This window comes from Mycobacterium sp. NPDC050441 (genome assembly GCF_040655355.1).
Classification (GTDB): Bacteria; Actinomycetota; Actinomycetes; order Mycobacteriales; family Mycobacteriaceae; genus Mycobacterium.
Genome location: NZ_JBFAJS010000006.1, coordinates 274,007 through 294,456, shown reverse-complemented (window position 1 = coordinate 294,456; position 20,450 = coordinate 274,007). Strand labels below are relative to the sequence as shown.

Annotated in this window: 12 protein-coding genes; all 12 read right to left on the bottom strand. The window is 69.0% G+C overall.

The window, feature by feature from the left end; translation table 11 throughout:
* Complete coding sequence (locus AB0I14_RS19820; RefSeq protein ID WP_358025083.1) at positions 1–996, bottom strand: sensor domain-containing protein; 996 nt, start codon at positions 994–996, stop codon at positions 1–3.
* The gene (locus tag AB0I14_RS19815) at positions 997–2,154 is read right to left on the bottom strand and encodes a hypothetical protein (protein WP_358025081.1); all 1,158 of its coding nucleotides are present in this window, start codon (positions 2,152–2,154) and stop codon (positions 997–999) included. It lies immediately after the preceding gene.
* The gene (locus AB0I14_RS19810) at positions 2,151–3,077 is read right to left on the bottom strand and encodes a hypothetical protein (RefSeq protein ID WP_358025079.1); all 927 of its coding nucleotides are present in this window, start codon (positions 3,075–3,077) and stop codon (positions 2,151–2,153) included. Before AB0I14_RS19810 ends, AB0I14_RS19815 begins: the two co-directional genes overlap by 4 nt.
* The gene (locus AB0I14_RS19805) at positions 3,077–5,563 is read right to left on the bottom strand and encodes a hypothetical protein (protein WP_358025077.1); all 2,487 of its coding nucleotides are present in this window, start codon (positions 5,561–5,563) and stop codon (positions 3,077–3,079) included. Before AB0I14_RS19805 ends, AB0I14_RS19810 begins: the two co-directional genes overlap by 1 nt.
* The gene (locus AB0I14_RS19800) at positions 5,560–7,638 is read right to left on the bottom strand and encodes a hypothetical protein (RefSeq protein ID WP_358025075.1); all 2,079 of its coding nucleotides are present in this window, start codon (positions 7,636–7,638) and stop codon (positions 5,560–5,562) included. The genes AB0I14_RS19805 and AB0I14_RS19800 overlap by 4 nt, the downstream gene beginning before the upstream one ends.
* 2 nt (positions 7,639–7,640) lie before the next feature.
* Positions 7,641–10,322: a hypothetical protein gene (locus AB0I14_RS19795; RefSeq protein ID WP_358025073.1), complete on the bottom strand. Its 2,682-nt coding sequence runs from the start codon at positions 10,320–10,322 to the stop codon at positions 7,641–7,643.
* A 2-nt stretch (positions 10,323–10,324) separates the two neighbouring features.
* Positions 10,325–13,873, bottom strand: coding sequence for a tubulin-like doman-containing protein (locus AB0I14_RS19790; protein ID WP_358025071.1), 3,549 nt, complete (start codon positions 13,871–13,873; stop codon positions 10,325–10,327).
* Positions 13,873–16,671 (bottom strand): vWA domain-containing protein, encoded by a 2,799-nt coding sequence (locus AB0I14_RS19785; protein ID WP_358025069.1) that lies wholly within the window; start codon positions 16,669–16,671, stop codon positions 13,873–13,875. Before AB0I14_RS19785 ends, AB0I14_RS19790 begins: the two co-directional genes overlap by 1 nt.
* A gap of 4 nt (positions 16,672–16,675) precedes the next feature.
* Entirely contained in the window at positions 16,676–17,257 is a 582-nt protein-coding gene (locus AB0I14_RS19780; protein WP_358025067.1) for a hypothetical protein, read from the bottom strand.
* Between the two features lie 499 nt (positions 17,258–17,756).
* On the bottom strand, positions 17,757–18,377 hold the full coding sequence (locus tag AB0I14_RS19775) for a TetR family transcriptional regulator (protein ID WP_358025489.1): 621 nt from the start codon (positions 18,375–18,377) through the stop codon (positions 17,757–17,759).
* A 93-nt stretch (positions 18,378–18,470) separates the two neighbouring features.
* Entirely contained in the window at positions 18,471–19,787 is a 1,317-nt protein-coding gene (locus AB0I14_RS19770; RefSeq protein ID WP_358025065.1) for an MFS transporter, read from the bottom strand.
* Positions 19,787–20,422: a pyridoxamine 5'-phosphate oxidase gene (gene pdxH, locus AB0I14_RS19765; protein ID WP_358025487.1), complete on the bottom strand. Its 636-nt coding sequence runs from the start codon at positions 20,420–20,422 to the stop codon at positions 19,787–19,789. The genes AB0I14_RS19770 and pdxH overlap by 1 nt, the downstream gene beginning before the upstream one ends.
* Between the last annotated feature and the right edge of the window lie 28 nt (positions 20,423–20,450).

Below are 20,450 nucleotides of genomic sequence, written 5' to 3'. Positions count from 1 at the left end.
TCAACCCGGAATTCTGTCGAGGATTCGCTGGACCGCGGTGACCGCCTCATCGGTCACTCCAACTCCCAGAAGCTGCACGTCGACCAAGACGTTGGCCTTCGCACCGATCGCCCGCAGCATCCATGATTGCGATCCCTGATTGCTGCTGCGCAACGCGATGATTCCGCCGTCCTTCTCCTCTGGGCCGCCCAGGACGAAGTGCGTGGAACGGCCGTCTGGGATGGTCCAGGTGAACGTCTTACCGGCACACCCGCGCCACAGCTCGAGGTAGTGAGCAAATGCCCGTTGCGCCGCCGCGGCGTCAGCGAACGTCGCCACGCCTTCGGCTGCCTGCATGTCGGGCTTGGGACTCTGATACTGCGTGGCCGACGCGATCTTGAGGTACCCGCTGTTTTCGTACGGGAGTGGCGTGAACATGCCGAACGAACTTGAACATTCCTCCGGAATGTAACGATGGGGCGCCGGCGGTAAGCCGATCGTCTGGGGCTTCTCGTCGACGACCAGCTGCGGGTTATTCGTGATCTCTTGCATCTCGGCCAGGCTCGGGAGCAGGGCCGGCAACTGAGCCCCGGTGACGAGCGGCGGTGGCGCCGGAGTCGTCGTTGTGGTGACGGGAGCTGTTGTCCTCGTTGACGTCTCGGCCGTCGTGGTACTCGACGAACTCGGCACCACCGCCCAGATCACCAGCGCCGCGACAGCAACCACGATCAACGCATACGACAGACTCAACCCCACCAGCGCACGATCACGACCCCGCTGCCCCGTGCGCTTGATCTGCGACAAACCCAGATGCCCCAACACCGCACCCGCTGGTGCGAACACGAACGCGAACACCACCGACAACGTCGCCAACGTGTTGGCCTCATCCGGCGGCGACTGCGGCGGACCCGCCGGAACCATCGGCGGCCCTCCATACGGATACTGCTGCCCCGACGGATACTGCCCAAACGGGGTACCACCGAACGGGTTTCCCCCGAACGGGTCCTGAGTGGTCACCTACAACACCCCGAAGCTCGAGGTGACCCACCGGATCGGATCCGCGCACCGGAACGGCGCGATCCCCCGTGAATGCAGCCGGTTGCCGCTGGGCGGCTGCCCCAGGGCAGACACTACGAAATAGCGGTGCGGCAACACCATTCCCGTCGACGGATTCTCCACCGCGGCCACGATCGCGCCGCCGTGCAGTCGGGTCAGCAGGCTGCGCACCTCCTCGTGCAACAGTTGCCCGCCGAGTTCGTCATAGCGCGGTGCATCTGAGGTATCGCGCAGGTACGCCGCGCCGGTGTTGGACATGATCATGCTCCACTCGGAGCCTTCGACATTCCGCAACGTCCGCAGCGCATCGAACTTCGACAGGATCACCGCGAGCTTGGGCTGGCCCTGCCCCACCGCCATCAGCAGGTTGTTCAGCACCGACCGAGGATCGCCGCCGGTGAACTGCTGGGCGGGCAACAAGTCCCGCAATTGGTCACGAATCGTCTGGACCCGCAACGGATCGAACATGAAGAACACCGCGTCGGCGTTGGCGAAGAACCGGAACGGTGGCGTGTGCAGATCGCCCGATTCCATGTCTTCCCCGGCCACATCGCGCAGCACGAGGAACCGCCGAATCCCGTGCCAGCCGCCGATGGAGAACACCAGCGGCTCCCGCTGACTGGACGCCTGGGTGTGCATCGTGGGCGTCGGAGGGATCAGCCCGCGCTGCACGAAGAGCGGGGTCTCGTAATTCGCCTCGTAGGCCTGCGCGGTGGCTCGGGTGACGGGTTCCATTGACACACCGAGCCGTTCGCACAGCAGCTCCAGCTGTTTGACCAGAACCGCGATGTAGAGGCTCTTGCCGGTAGCCCGGGCGCCGGCCATCGCGATGCAGATCGCGTGCCCGTGCCGCCACCCCTCGGGCAGCGTGTAGTGGCACACCGTGCAGATCTCGACCGCGGGGCCCTGCAGGGCGTGGCTGGCGTCAGCCGTCGACGGCGGCGGACCGTTGTGGCCGGGGGTGCGGGTCCAGGTGTAGAGCGGACCACACTCGGCGGGCGCACCGAGGTAGGCCGAGGCGACGTCGTCGCGGTAGCGGGGTGCGCCCGGCTGCGGAATCAGCGTCCACAGGAAATGATTCGGATTCAGCACCGAGAAGCAGCGAGGGCACTTCGTCACGTCAGCGCCCGCACCAACGCCGCCGTGATCCGATCCAGCACCGGCGGATGCGCCAGCAGTTCGGCCCCCGCCTCGTTGCCCGGGCGGGGCGACGGCAGCCGCGCGCCGTCCGCGTCGAGGCGCCGGTCGTTGGACAGCGCCAACACCGGAAACTGCTGCCGCACAGCAGAGGTGGGAAAGTCGGAACAGATGACGGTGCGCGCCGGTCCGGCCGGCAGCCGTGACCAGCGGGCGCCCGCCGACCACCGGGGTTCGGCCTGGCGAAGCGCCTCCGCCAACGCGGTCGCGTCGCCGGCCGGCACCGGGATCACCTCGGCCCCGACCAACACCGCCGATACATCCCGTACGCCGATCGCATCGGCCACCCCGACGACGATGTCGGCCGCCGCGAACGCGCTGCCGTCGGCGAACCAGCGCCGCATCGACGCCGACGTGTCCAGAGCCAGCACCACCGCCCCGTCGGAATTTCCCGGCCCCCGGCCGGTGACCTTGCGCGCGGACGTGCGGGCCGCGGATGCCAACGGACTCATCGGAGTATCGGCCACCGCGCTGACGGCCACCTCGATCTGGGTGCCGTTCGGGGCGAGCGAGGCGAAGGTCACGACGGTGTCGCCCCCGACGTCGACCGGATCGAACATCACCTGCACCGGGTCGACGTCACCGGGGTTGTCGTGCGCGATCGCCAGATGGATGGGCGTCCCGGAAGCGAAGCGATCCGCGCCCACCGGGCGCACCACAATCGTCACCGGCCCGGTCAGGCTCGGCAGCACCGCCTGGTGCGCTGTGGAACGCACCACCGGTTGGTCCGGGCCACCCTGCACTTCCAGCGCGGCACCACCGACTGCACCGGTAATCGACACGGTCAGCGCCTGATTCGGAATCTGCACACGCTGATTGCGTGCACCCATCACATAGATCGGCATCAGCGACTCCCCCGCAGTCGGGCTGCGAGCGACGGTTGTGCATCAGCGCGCCGCGCCAACAGCCTGCTCACCATTTTTCGGTATCGGCGCAACGCGCCGTCGGACATGTCTCCGGACATCTGGGCCATCAGCGTCGCCGCCCCCTCGACCTCGTGATCGTCATTCTGTAACGGCGCAGCCACCTGCTCGGCGAGCTGCGCCAGCACCGCCTCGACACCGCTGACCGGGGTCTCGGTGTCCTCGGCCGCCACGGCGTGCAGCAGGCTGACCGCCAGCACCACGTGCGGCGAGATCTCGTACCCATCCACCAGTGGGAGCACTCGGCGTACCGCATCGGCGGCGAGTTCCGGATCGGCCGCCAGCATGTGACAACTGTCCGGGAAGGGTTGGCCGGCAATGGTTCCCAGCACCGCGAAGGTCAGCAGCCCCGCCGAGAAATCGCGGTGAACCTCACCCGGCCGGGCCGTGGCCAGCGCCTGCTCCCAGAACGGGAGGTAGGCCCGCTGATGGGTATCCACATAGCGTTGCTGCATCCACTGCATCGGGGTGATGTGCCGGACCGCGGCATGGGCGACGGCAGCACTGTCGTCATTGCCGTCGATCACCTTGGCGGCCAACCGGTCCAGCTCGGGTGAATCAGGTGCGGCCAGAAGCGTGCGGATGGCGGCGGCACCGGGCAGTGCACCTTCGCCCACGACGGCCAGCAGATCGGCCGGATCCCACACAGAGTCGCCCGCCACCTGGACGAACCTCGGAGAGCCCGACACGCCCAGCCACCAGAGCTCGGCCACCCGGTCACCTGGGGCAGACGGGCCCCGCCGCGCGGCCCGTACCCCGCGCACCGCTGCCCGGGTCCAGCCGGAATCCCACGGCTGTGACCGGGAAAGCTCTGCAGCAGTGGGGATGTCGACCCCGTCGGCCAGCCAGTCCAGCAGGCCGTCACCGATGGATCCGGCCGCCACGTCGCCGGGCGAGGTGCGGAGCAGCGCAGCAGCCAATGTCAGCCTGCCCTCGGGGCCGAGTGGTCGACTCAATTCAGCGGCGCGCGACGGATCGTCGAGCTGCGCCACCACGTCGGTCCGCAACGCCGTCACCAGCCGGTCGTCCTGCACACCGGCCCGCAGCAGCAGGTCCACCACTTTCAGTACCCGCTCGGGTCCGGTGTCGCGCGCCCGCTGCAGCGCCGGCCCGATCGCCGCCTGGACCTCGGCCGGGGCCCCTCGTCCGTGAAACATCCTCGGCCCCAACGGAACCTGACCCGAATGCGTCAGCCAGGCATCGTCGTCTAGCGCTCGGCACAGGTAGCTGACGTCGGCGAAATCGGCGGCGGCTCCGTCGGGCAGGTTCTGGACCGCCTGCCAGGCCTGGGCGGTACTCGTCCCCACCACTTCCCCCAGCACCGCTGCGATCGTCTGGGCCGCAGCGGATCCCGTGGCCACACCCGGCGGCGAATACGTGGTGACGACGTCGTGCGCCTCCTCGATCGCGTCGGCAAACTCCGCGTTGGCCGTCACCGCCATCGCCATCGGCCACGCCGGGTGCAATCCGGCATCGGGTACCTCAGCGGCGAACCGGTCGATGTCGTCGAGCAGCGTCCGCGCCGACGTCGGGTCCAGCAACACCACCTGTGCCATGGCCGACCACGGGGTGACCTCGATGGGCTGCCCGGCCGCGGTGCGATGCGGCTCCCCACCCAATTCACCGAGCGAGATCAGCTCGGTCTCACCGATGCTCACCACTCCCGCCGGAACCGCGCCCAAGTCGCCGATCGGCAGCGCGGTCAGATGTTGGCCGCTCTGGAGCGCCAAGGCCAGCTGATCAGCGCGGTCGAAAGTCGAGAAACTCAACTCCGCCGCGGTTCCGGCCGACATCAGGAAGCTGACCAGCCCGATCCACTGCGCGGCCGATTCGGCCGATTCGACCCCGAGCACCACCGGCGGACCACCGGCGAGCGCGGCGACTACCGCGTCCAAAAGCCCGAACAGGGTGGTCAGGCGCCACGTGGCGGGATCGAGCGCGAACGCGATCACGCTGTCCTTCGTCACCACCGCGCCCGGCTCCGGGGCGCGCGGCGGCAGGACCGCGCGAGCGACCGCCGCCGGCCCGTACGGCCGCAGCCACTGCGCCGACCGCCACCATTCGATCGGCCGGCGCGCGGCATCGGGTTGACGGTCCAGCAACACGTGGGCGAACACGTTGCCCGGCCGGCCGGTGCTGTCGGACCCGGCCGGAATCGAATGCCAGTAGCCCGCCGCGCCGCTGTCGAGCGGGCTGTAGGCCAGCCGGCGCGGCCCGCGCTCCAACTGCTCGGGTGTCGGGTAGGCGGGCAACGGCTCCACCGGATGGAACACCGTGCGCACGCCGGCGATCAACTGTTGTGTCTCGTCGGCGGTCAGCCCCCCGGTGGACTCTTTGACCTGCCAGCCGCCGGCGGACCCGACCTTGTCGAACGACGTGTAAGCCAACTGGCCGTAACGCGTGGTCATCGCGCCGGCGGGGTGAGTCGCAGGGTCTCCACCGGCGGGTCGAGCAGGGCGATGACCCGGAGCCGCGCGGGCGTGGGGGTGTTGACGAACAACCTGATCCATCCTTGCAAGCCACGCACATCAGCGGCCCACAGCTCGCCGGTGCCGGTGGTGGTCAGCGCCGTCCAGCGCAACTCCTTCGACGGCCGGTCGCCGATCTGGCCCTGCTCGGTGAGCGGTGCCACGTCGACGGCCTGACCGTCGTGGACGCCGAGCGGAATCCGCTGCGGATTGTTGACCAACACGAACGCCGGAGACCCCGGCAGGTCGTGTTCGGAACGCATCGCGATCGTGGCGGAAACCGGAAAACCGTTGGGGTCCCGGACAATCTGCACGGCGTACTGCAGCCGCAGCAGCCCGGCGTATTCAGTGCTCGTGACCGCACCGGTGACACGCCGTCCGCCGGAGAACGCCACCGGCGCCAGGTGCAGCGAGCAGCCGCCGACGGGCAGTTGCCCGGTCAACTGCATGCCGCCGTACTTCTCGTACTCCTGCAACGAGATCTCGAAGGACTTGCCGGTGAGCCCGTCACGTGGATCGTGCCCCTTGGGAGCCAGGTACATCACGACGCCGGCGGCGCCGTCCGGCCAGTCGAACGTCAGCACCTGCTTGTTGCAGTACTCGGCCAGTTCGATGTCGCTGATGGTGCCGGTGCGCACCGAGGACAGCGTCTTGCCCAGCAGGGCACGCCCGCCCAGCAGCGTCACCGGGGTCAGGTACGCGCGGCTCCAATCGGCCGGCCACGACACCGCGACCAGCACCGACTCCGGCCGTCCGTCCGATGTGTGCCGCGTGACCACCGGCTGGGTCAGTTGCAGCTCGGGTGTGAGCCCCACCTGCTCAAGAGCATCCTCGGCCAGTTCGGCGGAATCGGCGCCGGCGTTGGGCCCGTTCTCGCTGCGGTAGATCACCACGCGTCCGGCCGGCGGCGGCGTCCAGGTCAGGTCGAACACCGAGCCGTCGCCACCGGCCTCCACCGCCAGATCGGTGACCGGCTCCAACACCGCCGACACCGCGATGTCGACCTGGACTGCTTCGGACAGCCGCAGCACGCCGTCCACGGTGGCGGCACAGCGCGCCCGGTACAGGTAGCGCTGGCCGCGGGCGGTGTCGGTGTCGATGAACCCGGAGAGGTTGGCGCTGTCGGCCAGGATCCGGTACTGGGGGCCGTCCCGCCCGGCGTCTTCGGCCGGGATGCGGTAGACGAACACCGCGCTCACCCCGGGCGGAACCGCCCACTGCCCGATGACCCGTCCGGAGTCCTCCCGGATGTCGAAGTCGGTGAGCGGGCTGACCAACACCCCGGCGGCGTACAGCATCGGCTGGGCCGCGAGCGCGTCGGCGCGCGACGCTCCCACGTTCACCCAGACCTGGAAGTGCCGCGCCGCCGACGTGGCGGACCGGGCGTCCGCGGCGTACGGGGTATCGGTGGCGGCCACCAGATCCGCGCGGTCCGGTGCGTACGGCGCGTCGCCCTCGGCACTGACCACGCGGTAGAGCACCACCGCGTCAGCCGACTCGTAAGGCGGCCAACTCAGGTCCAACGCGGCGCCGTCCGGGCGTCGCCGCAACGCGATGTTGTGCCTCGGCGGCTGCTGGGCGCCGAACGTGAACGGCGCGAAATCGGCTGCGCTCAGCGGCGTTTCGACCGGCCGCGGCGGTGCGGGCGGCTCCGGAACGACCGGCGACAACTGCGGTGCCGACGGTGCCGGCGTCTCGACGGTTTCGGTCACGGATTCGGCTACGGAGTCTCCGGACCGGTGCCGCCCCGAAGCAGCGTCGGCCCCCGGACCTGCGCCACCCAACTCGGCCAGCACCCGGGCCATATCCTCGGCGTGCTCGGCCACCGACCCGGGCAGCATGGCCCGGATCCTTTCGACGTCGGTCAAACCCGACCGCAACACCAGGCGCACATGGGCTTCCTTGAAGCTGCGGGCAGCGACCGCCCCGGAGTCCAGCAACTGCTGACGCCAGGCCAGCAGCGGCACCAACCGCGGATCGTCCTCGTTGTCGGGGGCGGGACGTGGATCATTCATCGCTAGAACACCATGTCCTCCCCGGGCGGCACGTCAAAGTCGGCCCGGCTGATCATCGTGGTCGGCTCATCCTCGACGCCGGGCATGACCGACACCGGTGTCTCGAACAGCGCGAAGTCATACGGCGGCAGACCATCGCTGGCCTGCACCACAACCGCCCGGTAGCCCAGCCCGCGACGGTTGACGGCCACCTTGTCCACGGCGACCGCCGAACGTCCCGCCGTCACCGCGGCATGGGTGAACAGCGACGCGTCGAACGGCGCGGCGTGGCCGGGCCGGTGATCGGTGATCCCGGCACTGAACTGCTGGGCGGGTACCTGACGACCGATGGTGGGGACGAGAACGTTTCGGGTCAGGGTGTCGCTCACACCGCCCTGCGGTGCGCCGCCGTCCTCGTTGAACATGTGCTCCACCCGAGCCCACAACGCGTCGGCGCCGGCGGGCCTCACCCGGCCGCTGATCACGGCCTGCGACCACTGGTCGAGACCCGAGGACGAGCCGACGCCGGGCTGCTTGAACAACGCCACGGGTTCCTCACGCAGGCGTGCCGCGGCCTCGCCCACCATGTCCTCCCACGGTTTGGTCAACCAGCCCAACGCATAGAGCCGGCTCTGGATACCGTGAATGGCGTTGTCGGCCTGCTCGGTTGACGCTGTGGCCACCCCGACCTGGGTGGACCGGGGCAGCCCCGCGACGAGTTGGCCGACCGGCGGGCGCGCCGGCGGTGGCGGACCGAAAGGTGCGCGCAGCACGGTGCCCAGGGTTCTGCTCCAGGCCAGCAGTTGGCCGTAGGCCGTCGACAATCGGCCCACGTCCTGCAACGCGGTACGCAGATTCGCCTGCATCGCTTCCAGCTCGGCCGCCTGCGATTTTCGCAGATTCATCTCCGCGAACAGGTCACGCTGACCGAGCAGGAACAACGCCAGCGACACGACGATGTACAGGCCGATGAGGGCACCGCCGGTGGCCAGGGCGAACTTCCAGCGCACCCAGTCCATGGCCGCCACACCGATCAGGGTCACCAGCACAGCCAGCAGCGCCCATGTGAATGTCTTGAGGATGGTGCTGATCGCCTGCTGCCGGGCCTTCAGCCGCTCGTCGACCGCGCCGCGGTTCGCCAGCGCCTGGATCTGTGACACCAGCTCGGCCACCTCGGCACGTCCCCGGTGCATGAAATCGGCCAGGATCGAGCTGACCTGCCACGCATAGCTTTTCATGGCGGACGCCTGCCAGCGATCGAGCTCGGTACCGGTGTTCCGGGCTTCCACCCCGGCGGCCGGGTCGGAGTAGGCACGCTGCAGGCGGTCCCGCAGGTTGGACGCACCGAGCACGTCGGCACCCTCCACCGAGCTGACGCCGATCACCGCGGCCAGCGACGTGGGAATGCCCTGGAAGCGCTCAGACGCGCTGGGCACCACATCGGCAGCGTTGTAGACCACTCCGATGGCCGCGCCGACCTGGACCGGTTCCAGCCCGGCAGCACGGCGGCCACCATCGGCCAAAGTCAGTGCGCCGTTGACGAAGTCGGTCCACAACCCACTCATATCCTGCTGGGCGAAGTGTTCGCCCTGCCCGGCACCGAGCGCGTTGCTCAGTGTTTCCGCGCTGCGGCCCAGGTCCTGCCAGTCTGATTGGGCCGTGTCGGCGACCACCGCGAACGCCGAGTCGGTTCGGCCGAAGACGGTGCTCTGCACAGTGGTGACCACCGCCGAGGTGACCGTCCCCATCACTGCCGACCACCACGCCGAAGGCGCGCTGCGCACTGCCGCACCCATGAACTTGAGGAACATCTGCATCGCGGCCCAGATCGAGATGGCCTGCTCCTGGCCTGCGGTCGCGGCGATCCTGGGCCCGCGCAACACATCACGGTGTTTCGTCCACAACGCACGCGCCATCGACTGGGCAGCGGTGGGCACATCCTCGATGTAGATCACCGGCACCTGCCCGCCGCGGGGCAGCGGCAGCCGGCCGGTCGGATCGAACAGGTGCGTGCGCAACCCTTCCTCCACGCCGTCGGTGTCGAGCCACCGATAGAACGCCCGCACCGCTCGCACCGTCTGCCCCGGCAGGATCTCCAACGTGTCGAAAGGGCCTTGATCCACCCCGGCCCACAGCCCCGTCACCCCGGCCACCACCGGAGCCGCGAACTGGGCCACATCCAACGGATCGGTGAGCCGGCCCCAGGCCACCGCGCCCAGCCCGGGCGCCGCCGAATCTTCCGGCGCGATCAACAGGTTGTGCCAGCCTTCGAGCACCAACGCCAGATCGGGGGTCGTGGGGATCGCGTCACCACGGGTGAACAACAGCCGCAGCAGGTTGATCGGGGCACCCATAGAACTGCTGCGAACGGTCTGTTCCACTGCCTGCTCGACGGCCAACGGGACCCGATCGGCAGCAGGCACATCGACGGGAACGAGTACCCCGATACGGATCCGGTCATAGCGTTCACCGGTCAGCATCTGCTGCAACACCACCGGCTCGCACTGTCCGTCGCGAACCAGGGTTCCGGATGTGGCGCTGCCGCCGACATCGGCGGCGTCCACCCACACGAACGACCCGATCAGACCGACCGCGGAGTAGTCCACCAGCACCGAGAGAATCTCCTCGGTCTGCGGGCGGGGCGCCAACAGCACCGTCAACGCGCGTGACGGCGCCGCGGTCGGAGTTACCCCGGGCAGTGCCATCGTCAGAACGTCCCGCCGTCAGGGATGACGACCGAGCCGCCATCGTCGAAGAACGCGCCCGCACCGGCCGTCTCACCCTGAGCCAACGCCGCACCTTCCCGCTGCAGCAGCTTGATCAAGGCCTCGGTCGCCCAGAACACATCGGGCGCCACGTCCCGGAAGATCGGCGTCTTGGCCGCCTTGGACCGGGTGGTGACGGTGGTGAACGCACCGTCGGGAGTGGCCCCGGGGGTGTCGGCCGGCAGGTACTGGGCCGCGACGTCGCGGACGTTGCCCAGCCACGTTTCGGCGGCGGCCTGCCGGTCCTCGGGGGTCTGCGCTGCCGCGATCGGCCCGACCCGGGAACTGATCCCCGGACCGGAGGTTCCGGTCTTGAGGAATTCCCGAACCAGTGCCGCCGCCGACAGTTCGACGATGCCGCTGGCCGGGTCCTGGCTGTGCGAGTCGTAGAGCGCCCGCAGCACCCCGTACGGCCGCAGCGAGGTCATCACCGGCGGCTCGTGCGAGGTGGCGATGGCCAACAGACTCGACTCCAGCACCGCGGGCAGCCAGTCGTAGGACGCGGTGAACGCCGACGGCGGAGTCAGCAGCGGATTCGGGAAGCTCAGCCACTGGTTGTCATTGCCGTCGTAGATGCGCACCGGATCGGTGAACGGCGACGCCGGGATCTGGATACGACCGAGCATCTGACCGAGGAACCAGCCGGCGGTCATGGTGCGCCGTTCGGCGTCGGTCATCGGCAGCGACGCCGCCAACGGCCGGGAGCGGCGGTACCGCCAGAACGCCCCCCGGCCCGGACCGGCGGTCTGGGCCCACTGCTGCGCGGCCGGCTTGAGCACCGAATCGAACACCAGCGGTGAGTAGTTCGGGTAGGACCCGAAGATGTCGATGCGGGTGACGCTGTCCTCGTCGGACAGCGAGCGGCCGTAGTTGTCCTTGGTGGCCTGGTCGATACGCGGGTTGGCGCGCAGCACCTCGGCCAATGTCTCGGCAACCGGCTGGCCGGCGAACGGTATCTCGGAGAACTTGTACCGGTACTCCACCTGTTGACCGGGATGCACCCGCTGCAGCGCCTGATCGTTGACACTGGCCAGCGGCCGGGCCAGGGACAGCGCCTCGGCGAACTTGGTGTCGATGTCACGGCGGCGATTGGCCAGTTCGGATTCCGCGGCGCCCGCACCCTGCACGTAGTCCCGCAACGAGACCTTGCAGAACTCCTCGAACGATTCACCGGGCCGCCCCACGTAGAGCCGGGCCCGCCTCAGCAGTTCGGCGGGCCGGGTGTGGACGTCGAACTGCGCCATCGACGGCACCCGCGGCCGCCCATTCTCCGGATCGGTGCCCAGCGCGCGGGTCACCCAGGTCGCGGTGCGTTCGATCAACCCGCCCGGCGCCGCCGTCCCGCCGGTGGTCTGCCACAAGCCCAGGATCACCCGGGTGGTGGCGTCGTCGACGGCGGTGCGCAGCGGAATCATCGCGTTCGAGCCGCCCACCGCCTTGGGCAGATCGTTTTCGTAGCGCTGCTTGAACGCCGAGGAGCTGATCAGCAACACCTCGTTGTTGGCTTCGGCGAACCGCGACGGCACCAGCTCGTCGGCGTCCGACGGCCACGCCACGTACTGGTCGGTGGACAGGCGGGCCAGGCCGACGTCCGACGGCGGTTCGGTCCGGGCCTTCTCCAACAGGATCATCGCCTCGCCCAGCGCATCGCGCAGCGGCGCCAGCAATTCGGCGCCCATCACGCGCAGCACATCGGCCATCCGAGCCGCGGCATCGGCGTAGAGCTGGCGGCGCACCGTGGACCGGAAGCCGTCCAGTGCGATGCCCAGCACCTGGTCAGCGTTGGTCATCACGCCACGTAGCGACCGCAGGGCGGCGTCGACCTGGGGAGGGATGGCGACGATGTCGGGCGGGCCCATGGCGCCGAGTTGCGCGATGCCGGGCGCCAGCACGCTGTCGAGGTGCAGGCGCAGCCGGTCGATCAACTCCCGGGCATAGGGCAGGCCGAGCGTGGCGGCCGCGGTGCCGACCATCTGCTCCACCTGGTCGGAGAACTCCCGATGCCAGGAGAACACCATCGCGTACGCGGTCTCCGAACAGGCCCGGGCCAGCTCGGCCCGCCGGTTCATCACCGCCTGACGGAACACCGGCACCCACTGCTCGGCGGACATGCCCTGAGGGTTGGGCAGGTAGCCGCGCAGTTGCCGCTCGATCAGCCCGTTGACGGTGGAGGTCACCGCGTCCGGCGGGAAGGCGCCGTTGGCGATCCAGTTGCCGAGGATCCCGACCCGCGCCTGCTCGTCGCCGGCCGCGGCCGGCATCCTCAGCTCGTTGCAGTGCGCCTGCCACTGGCTGCTCAGCAGCGTGTCCAGCTGTTCATTGCTGGAGGCCGGGTTGCCGGCCTGCAGGTGCCCGAACGACAGCTTGTCGGCACAGCTGCGGGCCAAGCGCTGCGCGGCGTACTCGGCGTAGCGGTCCCGTCCCATGCTCAGGCTGGAGAAACCGTAGGTGCCCCACGGCAGCACATCCCACGACGAGATACCCCAGCCGAGCACGTCACGGTCACCGGTCGGGGACGCGGTGTTGCCGAGGTCGTAGGACACGAACTGGTCGCTGGCCTTACCGCTCATCATCAGGCCGGCCAGACCGCGGGCCAGACCGCGATAGACCGCGTACTGGGAGCCGTCGCCGAACAGCGTGCGGTCGGCGCCGATGTAGCGGCCCACCGGGAAGACGCGGGCGAACGGGATCGGCTCGCCGTCGCCGTGATGCTGGCCCAACGCCCGCAGGATCCGCACGTCATGCTCGCGGGCAGCGCCGGTCTGGCTGGCCACGATCTCGCCGAGCATGGCCAGCGCGTTGGCCCGCACGCCGATCCGCGCGCTCTCCGGCAGCGACTCGAAGATGTCGGGGGTCACCATGAAGACGCCCATCAGCTTCGGGTCCAGGCCCGTGACCAGGGTCAGCAGCCGGCAGATGTCCAGCGCCATCGACGCGCCCGCACCGCCGGCCATCGACGACACCACCAGCACCAGCGGCGGTTCATTGGGGTCGAACCGGCCCATGCCCGGCACGCTGACCGTCGACATCTCCGAGATGGTCTCCACCCGGAACAGGGCATCCCAGGCCGCCTGCAGCCGGGCGTGGATCTCACTGGCCTTGCTCAGCGTGATCATCCGGCCGATGGCGCGGTACTGCCCGGCGCCCGCCGAGATCGGGTTGGTCACCTCTTGGGGATTGCGCGGCGCCCAGGTGGCGATGGCGTCCAGCGCACCATCGGCGGCCAGACGCTGCGACAGTGCGCCGTCGAGGATCGCGTAGCTGCTGCCCTGCGGGCCGCAGCCGATGTAGCTGCCGCCCTGCGCGGGCACGTTGGCAAGACCCTCAGGCCCCGACTCAGCGGCGCTGGGCACGTCGATGTGCACGAACTGCCAACCCGACAGCACCTTGTCGACGCCGGCGGCGTGCAGTTCGGAACGCAGCTGGTCCATCATGAACGCCAACGTGGCGCCACCCGAACCGCCGCATCCGACTACCAGGAATCGTCGCATCAGGCTCCTCCACCAAAGGGATCGAACGGATCAGAGTCATACCGCTGCGGCTGGGCCGGCCCGGGTTGACCGGGTCCGGGTCGCATCGGCGGGGGTCCCGACGGCGGCGGCCCCATCGGCTGTGCACCGTCGGCGAACGGGTCGTAGCCGACCGGCGCACCCACGGCTGTCTCACCGAACGGGGATGCGCCGGGGCCGGCATCGTCGTGCAGTGACGCCAGTCCGGCCTGAACCGCGCGCAGCCGCAGACCGTTGAGGACCTCGGGCAGCCGCCGCGCCACCTCTTCGTACAGCTGCTCCCGCGCCGCGATGTCGGTGTTGCCACTGACCAGCAACAACACCTCGGCGTCGGTCGACGGTCCACGCGGATCGTGCAGCACGACCCAGGTGTTGTGCACCGCCAGCGGCAGCACCGCGCGCAGGCCGGTGTCATCGGTGGCGGGCAGTTCGGAACCGGTGCTGACCAGATGGCCGGCGTCGACGCTGACGTGGCCGGCGCCGAACGGGCTGCGGCCCAACACCACGCTCAGCGTGGTTCCCAGCACCGAGAGCCGACGCGTACCGCCGGCCAACCCGGGTACCGGGTTGACCAGATCGGTGTCGACCATCGCGAAGGGTTCGCCGTCGCGCAGCGCGATGTCCGAGCGCACCTCGGCCCGGATCCGTTCGGCCAACAGCGGGATGTCGGGGATCTTGCTCACCCACCACTTCGACAGGTACAGCAACCCCAGCGGGATGCCCGGACCGAGCAGCAGCGCGGCGATGAGCACCAGGACGAAGTTGACGGTGCTCAACGGCTTGATCAACGACGCGGCGAACGGCACCTGGACCGTCTGCGAATCATCGGGGTTGTCCAGCGCGGCAACATGAAGCGGCACCGTGCCGTTGAGACCGCCGTGGCCGTCCTGCTCAGTGCGCAGGGTGACGTCCAGCTTGCCGGTCTGCCCCTCCTGCACCTTCAGGCAGTTGCCCGGCGAGTTCGCCGCCGAGGTCACCTTCGGCGTGCCGATGCCTTCAGGGCCGGCCTGCACCGTGACGGCGTCGGAATCGGCGATCCACACGCAGCCCGGGCCGGTGATGGTCAGCGACGCCGTCGCCCCCTCCGCGGCCTGGACACTGCCGAAGTCGATCCGCTCCCCCGGCGACGGCAGGCCGAGCTTCGGCAGGATCTGCATGTTGACGTCGACGTTCTGCGGCGACAACTGGGTGCCGGGCGCGATCTGGGCGCCCGCCGGATCCAGCGCCGGAGCGGTGGTGACGACCAGTGACATCTTCAACGTGGCCGGGCCGGGCTCGACCTTGCTCAGGTCGACCTGCACCGGTTTGCCGATGTCCTCCTTGGGGATACCGCCGAGCAGTTCGATGGGTGCGGCTCCGGCGGGCACCAGTTGCGCCGAGAGCGTGGCGGAACCAGCCAGATCGGTGGGCGTCACCGGCTTGTTCTGCCCGTCGACGAGGCCGAAGGTCAGCCCCTGCAGGGTCTGTCCGCTGTGCCACGTGATGTCATGCCCCTGTTTGCCGTCGCTGCTGATCAGGGCCGGGAAAATGTCGGTCGTGATGTGGATGCTGACCTTCGACACCGCATCGGGGTGCGTACCGGCGGGGTCGACATAGACGATGCCCCACTGGCCGGCCCATTCCCCGCCACCGGTGTTCTGCATGACGATGTTCTGCCCGGTCTCGGACAGCCATTCGTAGGACACCCGGACACCCGCGACGTCGACGTCGACGGAGCCGTCTTTCCGCGGCAACTCGACCGTCTGCCCCGACGGCGACACCAGATAGGGCACCACGCCGGGCACGTCGCCGGAACCCAGGATGGTCACCGACTTGATCGAGCGGTCCAGCACGAAGTTGTGCTTGGCCTCCGGGCACACCTGCAGCTGACACACCGCACCCTGGTTCTCGATGCCCGGGTCCGGGTTGAGCGCGTCGAACGCGAACAACATGTCGTCGATGTCGGCCACCGAATAGAAGTCGCCCGGCACCGGATCTGTCTTGTCCCCGCAGGTTTTCCCGGCCAGACCCTTCCCGGTGCTGATCGCGCTCATCACGTCGAAGTCCGCCGGGGCAGTGGTCGCGCCGAGGCCGATGCCGAGCATGACGATCCCCGACGACCGCACCTGATCGGCCACGCCGCCGGAGCGGCAGATCGACTCGATGGCGCGCTGCCGGGCCTGCTCGACCCCTTCCTGGGAACTCAGGTCGACGCCTTCGGCGTACGGCTTGGCCACCTCGCGTGCGGTGAAGTCGATCTTGCCGTCGGAGAACCATGCGATCGCCTGGCAGCGCTGACCGCCCTCGGTGTTCTTCGCGCGGGCCGCCAACGCCTGGCGCGCCCCGTCCAGGGCCACCCAGTAGTCGGTGTCGATGCCGGTGTTCTTGGACTCAAGACCGCTCAGTTGCTGCGCCGTCGCGTCGGCGTTGGCGTCGGTGAGGCGAGTCCAGTCATGTTCAAGGGTGTAGGTGTCGGAGAACCCGGCCGAGGCCACCTCAAGATCGGCATCCACCCGCCCGGCGTAACGCCCGAGGGTCTGCAGCAGGTAGCGGGCGGCCTGCACCCGCGCGCCCTCTGGATCGCTTTGCTGCAGGCTGCTCGACTCGTCGAACAACAACAACAGGTCGCCGGTCTTCTGCGCGGCCAGACACGCGCCGAACCGCTTCGCCCCGCCGGCCGATCCCTGCGCCGACGCCGTCGGGAGGGTCAAGCCCACCAGCACGGTCGCCAGCCCGGTCAACACGGCCAGCATCATGGCGGAGACGACGCGCACAAATCCCCTATGCAATCCCCTCGTCATCGCCCTAGAGCCTGCCCGCCCAAAGTGCGATCTGCCAGGCCCCGACGGCGATGCCCACCAGGCACACCGCCAGCACCGCCCAGTACAGCGTCGACGTCCAGGTCGGCGCCGAGTAGATCGCATCGGTGCGGCGCCGGGTGTCCACCCGCGTGTAGATCGCCAACGCGCCGATCGCGATCGGCCCGGCCAACAGCCAGCCCGCCACCGCCGTGACCACCATCGGCCCCATGACCGCGCCGATCACCGCGACAATCACTCCCGCCAGCGCCAATGCGAGCGCCACCGCAAACCAGATCAACGGTGGTCCGGTGGTCCGCAGTGCTGCCGCACCGGGCCCCACCGTGATGGGCTGGCCGAACGCGTCCTGCGCACCCATGGGGTGGCCGGCCGGCGGTGCACCGAAAACCTCGTGAGACGCACGCTGGGGCTGGGCCGGGGGTTGCCCCGCCCACGGATCGAATCCCGACGAGGGCCCACCCGGACCCGGTGCCGGACGCCCACCCGGGCCAGGGCCCGGGCCGGTTGGGCTGCCGGGCCGGGCGGGGGGACCGAAGTCGCTGAAATCGAATGGACTCGGGGTGCTCAAACGCCACCAATCCTTCCGTCTTCAGTTCTCGGTCGAGCCAGGTCGGCGCGGAGTCGGATGCACACCGCTGAAAGCGAAGCCAGACCCCCGAACCGCACCACGTGATGCTATCGAAGCAGGCGGTGCGGTGACGCCATGCTTCGCCGAAGCGATCGTCCGTCGTGTTCCGCCGAATGGGTTGTTGCCGAATGGATCAGCCGGGCCGCCCCCGTGCCAGCCGTCTGTCATCTGCTTTTCCCCACCCATTTGCTCGTTGACCCCGTCGAACAGCGATCGGCCGCCGACGGCGATCCGAAGATTCGATGGTAATCGGGCCCGGTGCCGCTGTGCGCAGCGGCGTTCGCTGAGCTGCGCCACCGAACCCTTCCAAATACTTCATGCGCGGCCCGGTCGAGCCTAACCGCATCTGCGGGGTCTACTGCGCGCCAATCCGGTGCCCCCGCTACCGCGAACCGGTACAACAGATTCCCTGGATACGGCGCCGCGATCAGGTCCCGGGCTACCCCACGCCCTCGACGACCGACAGGAAATCCGCGTACGTCGCCTCGATCCGCCCGACGATGTCGTCGACGCTCACCGAAGCCCAATCGGCGTGAGATCCCAGCTCGCCGATGGCAGTCATGATGATCGAACCCCACACGACGGCCGTCAGCTTGAGCCGGCGATCGTCGCCGGCCACGCCCATCCGCCGTGACAACGCCACATTGACCGCATCCGCCCGGAACTGCGACGCCGTGTGCATCAGCGCCGGCGATGAGGTGACGATGCGCGCCGAGGCCAACAGCCGATCGGCCGTGAGTTGGGTCGGCGGCGCGGTCTTGGTCTTGCGGAACGCCTGCACGTGAGCCCGGTACAACGCCTCGAGATGGCCGATCTCGGCCGGTTGCGCCGTCAACTCGACCGCCACACCCTCGATCACCTCGTCGACGAACGCCAGGACGACGGCATCTTTGGTGGCGAAGTAGCGGCTGAAGGTGCGCGGGGAGACATCTGCGACCGCCGCGATCTGCTCGACGGTGGTGTGCTCGAACCCCTGTCGGTCGCACAGATCGATCGCGGCCTCGATCAACAGCGCTCGGGTGCGTTGCTTCTTGCGTTCACGCAAACCGTCCTGCCGCATCACGTCCACCACGAGATCGGATGCTATCGCTCAAAGGACTGCTGTTTGGTCCATTTTGGCAACTATGTGGCGCCGGGTGCCATTCGCCGGTGGTCATACTTTGTCAGCCTCGGACTGTTCCTGCGGAACGGTCACCTCTGCACCGTTCACACCTACCCGGTAGCGCACGAATGCCGGCACCGCGAGCGCGGCGAGCACCACGCCGACGACAACCAGCGCACCGCCGCCTGCCGCGGCGACCGTCGTGCCCACCGCCGCCGCTGCCGCGCCGTGCAACGTGTCGGCCAGTCGCGGGCCACCGGCCACCACGACCGTGAACACGCCCTGCAGCCGGCCGCGCAGCTCGTCGGAGGCCGCCTGCTGCAGGATCGTCGATCGGAACGCGGCCGACACCATATCGGCAGCACCACCAACAGCCAAGAACACCAAGGCAATCCAGAACACCAGCCCGGCGGTGCCGCCGGCTGCCCCACCTGCGATGCCGAACCCGACCATCGCCACGCCCCACACCACGATGGCCAGCACCACGGCCAGCCCCTGCCTGCGGATCCGCGGCAGCCAGCCGGAGAACACACCGCCGGCCACCGCACCCGCCGACATCGCCGCCGCCAGCAACGCCATGGCCGTCCCGCCCTCGACCGGGCCGCCGAAACTCTCGTGCGCCATCTGGGGGAACAGCGCGCGCGGCATCCCGAAGATCATCGCCACCAGATCGACGACGAACGACATCAACACCACGCGGTTGCCGGCCAGGTAGCGGAAGCCGTCCAGCACTGCCGTCAGCCCCCACCGCGAGCCGCCCTCCTCGGTGCTCACCGGCGGCATCGGCGCCAGTCGGAAGGTGGCCCAGATCGGGACCAGGCAGCAGATGGCATCGATGAGGTAGAGCGTCGACAGATCCACCCAGTGCAACATCACGCCGGCCAGCAGCGGTCCGACAATCGCACCGAACTGGAAGTTCGTCATGTTCAGCGCGTTCGCCGCAGGCAACTGCTCACCCGGCAGCATCCGGGGAATGGCCGCCGACCGGGTCGGGCTGTTTATCGCGAAGAACGCCTGCTGGACCGACAGCAGGCACAGCACCACCCAGACGTTGTTCAGTGCGAGTGCGGCCTGCAGCCACAGCAGCACGGACGCTCCGGCCAATCCGATCGAGGCGATGATCAGCAGCAGCCTGCGGTCCATCGCGTCGGCCCAGGCGCCACCCCACAGGCCGAAGACCACCAGCGGGACGAGCGCGAACAGGCCGGACAATCCGACATAGGCCGAGTTCTCGGTGAGCACGTACAGCTGCACCGGTACCGCGAAGATGGTCAGGTTGGCGCCGATGACCGTGGGGATCCCGGCCACCCACAGCCGCCGGAAATCCGGGGTGCGCAGCGGTGTGGTGTCGGCGAAAAACCTGCGCACTACGGCTGGAGACGTTCGGCGCGGGCGCCGGTCACGCGAATTCGGTTGTGTACCCGGTTCTCCCGGCCCTGCCAGAACTCCACGCTCTCCGGCGCGATCAGGTATCCACCCCAGTTCGGCGGCACCGGAACAGTTTCGAGATCGGCGAATCGCGCGGTGACCTCGGCGAGCTGGTCCAGCAAGGCCGGACGCGACGCGATCGGGCTCGACTGCTGCGACGCCCACGCCCCCAGCTGTGAACCCCGGGGGCGCTTGGACCAGTAGTCCTCGGTGGCCGCCCGGCTCACCTGGGTCACCGGACCGCGCACATGGACCTGGCGCCCCAGCCGGTACCAGGGGAATGTCGCCGACGCGTACGGATGCGCGGCCAGCTGTGCCCCTTTGGCGGAGTCATAGTTGGTGTAGAACGTGATGCCCGTCTCGTCCATGCTCTTGCACAACACCGTTCGGGTGACGGGTCTTCCCTCGTAGTCGGTGGTGGCCACCACCATGGCGTTGGGCTCGGCCACCCCGGCGCGGTACGCATCGGCCAGCCAGGTCCGCAACAACGTCAGCCAACCGGTTGCCGGGTCCTCGCCGAGCCAGTCGACGTCCAGGTCGCCGCAGCCGTCCTTCTCCACGTAATCCACGCGCATGGCAGCGAGGTCGTGTTGGTCGTGTTCA

Bases quoted from the DNA above. Each gene is read 5' to 3' on its own strand.
- AB0I14_RS19810 (WP_358025079.1), bottom strand. From the start codon at position 3,077: ATGCCGATCTATGTGATGGGTGCACGCAATCAGCGTGTGCAGATTCCG.
- AB0I14_RS19805 (WP_358025077.1), bottom strand. From the start codon at position 5,563: ATGACCACGCGTTACGGCCAGTTGGCTTACACGTCGTTCGACAAGGTC.
- AB0I14_RS19800 (WP_358025075.1), bottom strand. From the start codon at position 7,638: ATGAATGATCCACGTCCCGCCCCCGACAACGAGGACGATCCGCGGTTG.
- AB0I14_RS19795 (WP_358025073.1), bottom strand. From the start codon at position 10,322: ATGGCACTGCCCGGGGTAACTCCGACCGCGGCGCCGTCACGCGCGTTG.
- AB0I14_RS19790 (WP_358025071.1), bottom strand. From the start codon at position 13,873: ATGCGACGATTCCTGGTAGTCGGATGCGGCGGTTCGGGTGGCGCCACG.
- AB0I14_RS19785 (WP_358025069.1), bottom strand. From the start codon at position 16,671: ATGACGAGGGGATTGCATAGGGGATTTGTGCGCGTCGTCTCCGCCATG.
- AB0I14_RS19775 (WP_358025489.1), bottom strand. From the start codon at position 18,377: ATGCGGCAGGACGGTTTGCGTGAACGCAAGAAGCAACGCACCCGAGCG.
- pdxH (WP_358025487.1), bottom strand. From the start codon at position 20,422: ATGCGCGTGGATTACGTGGAGAAGGACGGCTGCGGCGACCTGGACGTC.